General features: G+C 48.7%; 3 protein-coding genes. All 3 read left to right on the top strand.

What is annotated here, in order from left to right; genetic code table 11:
* Positions 1–586, top strand: a 586-nt coding sequence (locus tag GX117_14025) for a hypothetical protein (GenBank protein ID NLO34448.1), incomplete at its 5' end; no start/stop codon positions are given.
* Between the two features lie 102 nt (positions 587–688).
* Positions 689–1,141: a GNAT family N-acetyltransferase gene (locus GX117_14030; protein NLO34449.1), complete on the top strand. Its 453-nt coding sequence runs from the start codon at positions 689–691 to the stop codon at positions 1,139–1,141.
* Positions 1,142–1,226: 85 nt separating this feature from the next.
* Entirely contained in the window at positions 1,227–2,090 is an 864-nt protein-coding gene (locus GX117_14035; protein NLO34450.1) for an ROK family protein, read from the top strand.
* The last annotated feature ends 121 nt before the right edge of the window (positions 2,091–2,211 follow it).

Raw genomic sequence — 2,211 nt, forward strand, 5'->3', positions numbered from 1 at the left:
AAATTACATCGAAGAACTAAGAAAGGAAACTTCAGGAATACACCCTGCATTTCTCACTTTTTTAATGGATAAATATAATAATTCAAAAGGTAATTATAAGACGTCAGATATTATTGAATTTATAGAAAAAACAAATCTTAAACTTCCAAATGGAAAGTTCCGGAACCCTTGGATGAAAGCACCATATGGTGGTCAAAAGAACGGTTTAGTAAGTTGCCAGAGAACCATAGAACATTTTAGGCAAACCAGGAAGTTTGGGTGCTGGAACGGTAAAGATATTAAAGTTAACTGTGACTCTTTTCATACATGCGATTATCATCCTGATAGCAACGTGGAAATGAAAAATAAATGTGATTTACGAAATGGTGTAATTTGGAAACGAGAATCACCAGATTCACCCTTTAATTATGGCCATAATTATCTGAATGTTATCAAAAAAGAACTTTTAAAGAACTGCTCTATTCCATTAAAATCGTTTTTAAAAATAGTTTATTTGGATCGTGTCTATGACACACAGCTTATTGAACAATTTAAACATGAATTTCATTTAAATAATGACGAATTCAGCATCTTATTCGCTGTATAGAACAACACGCACCAAAAGCATGAACTCGGACTGGGAAACGGTGCACCGCTTCTCTCTGCGCCGTTTCCCAGCTGGTTATGCTGAGCGTTCGACGAGAGAAGCATGGCGATAATAGAGGTCGTAACGACAGCCGATGCTGCCGCAAGGCTGGATGAACTCCTTTGGGTAGTTCTGTGGCAGCCCTTGGGCCTGCCGCGCGATATACGCCACACATTCGGCTTGGAGGGCGAGAAATTCGAGTTACTTGCTCAAGAAAATAGACAAGTGGTCGGAGGACTGGTTGCCGTATGGGCCGGAGCTACCGAAATTGAGCTTCGGCATCTTGCCGTCGCTTCTCATGCCCAAGGGCACGGCATCGGCCGCAGTCTTGTCACGGAATTCTACCGTATCGCCAAAGCCAAGAACTGCCGACGTATTCATACCATCGCTCGCAATACGTCCGGTGAGTTTTTCAGAACGCTTGGGTTTCAAACCGCTCCGGGTCAGGCACCAGAGCACCCCGTTTTCCTCGAACATGGCATTACATTCGAACTCATGGAAAAATTCATCGAATAAGGCACTCCAGCCGACTGCTCAACCGCTGTGCGGTCTCGCAGCGGCTGAGTTTTCAGATCAGGCTTCACAGGAGCACAGGTACAGAATGGATGATTTAATCATTGGTGCGGATCTCGGAGGCACGAAGCTTCTTTTCGTCTACGGTCAGCAGACCTTTCGCGTTGATACCGGCCCGAGCTTCTCGCCGGAAGATTTTGCCATGCAGCTCAAATCGTTCATCGCTGCCAGCAATCTCCGATCTTGTCGTATCGGTATCGCGGTGCCCGGTTTGGTCAGTCCTGACGGGCAGGTGGTTGCGTGTGACGTACTGCCGGCGCTTACGGGCTGGCGGCCAGCGGATACGCTGAAAGCCCTTGGCAGCCACATCGCCGTGATCAACGATGTCAACGCCGCCCTGTTAGAAGAGATGCACGATGTACCGGAAAATTTCACCGGAGGCATAGTGATGGCTGGCACTGCGATTGGCTCTGCTTTCATTGCTCATGGCAGAGCATTACAGGGTGCCAGTGGATGGGCGGGAGAACTCGGTTACTTGCCTTACCCAACCGGCGGCCAGGTCAAACGCCTGGACGAAGTAGCGGGAAGTGCGGCAATAGCAGCCAAGTTAGGCGTTGATGCTCCAACGCTTGCCAAGCTGGCCGGCGAAAGGGATACGGCAGCATTGACGATAATCCGGGAAGGCGGCTATGCTTTGGGCATTGGCTTGGCGACTGTCATCAATCTGCTAAATCCATCGCTTCTGGCTGTTGGAGGTGGAATGCTCAAATTTCACGATTATTATGATGCCGCCCTCAGTTCCGCCGAATCCAGCGCCATCCCCGAGCTCTGGCGCGATTGCAGGGTTGCCTCGGTTCGGGCAGGGGCAAACGTTGTAGCCCTCGGCGCAATCCGTGCAGCCGCAGCCAAACCTGTCGCTCAAGCGAAACGCGTCTTATCGTGGCGGTTTTGAAGGTTTTTGTTTCAGACCTTTCGATTTCAAACCACTAGGGTAAAGGAGGCATTCCATGAGAATAGAACAACCAGAAGGCAATAGAGGGAGCCTTAAATGGATTCAACGACTTGTTGAATAC

It is taken from the genome of Candidatus Hydrogenedentota bacterium, from assembly GCA_012523015.1.
GTDB lineage: Bacteria > Hydrogenedentota > Hydrogenedentia > Hydrogenedentales > CAITNO01 > JAAYBJ01.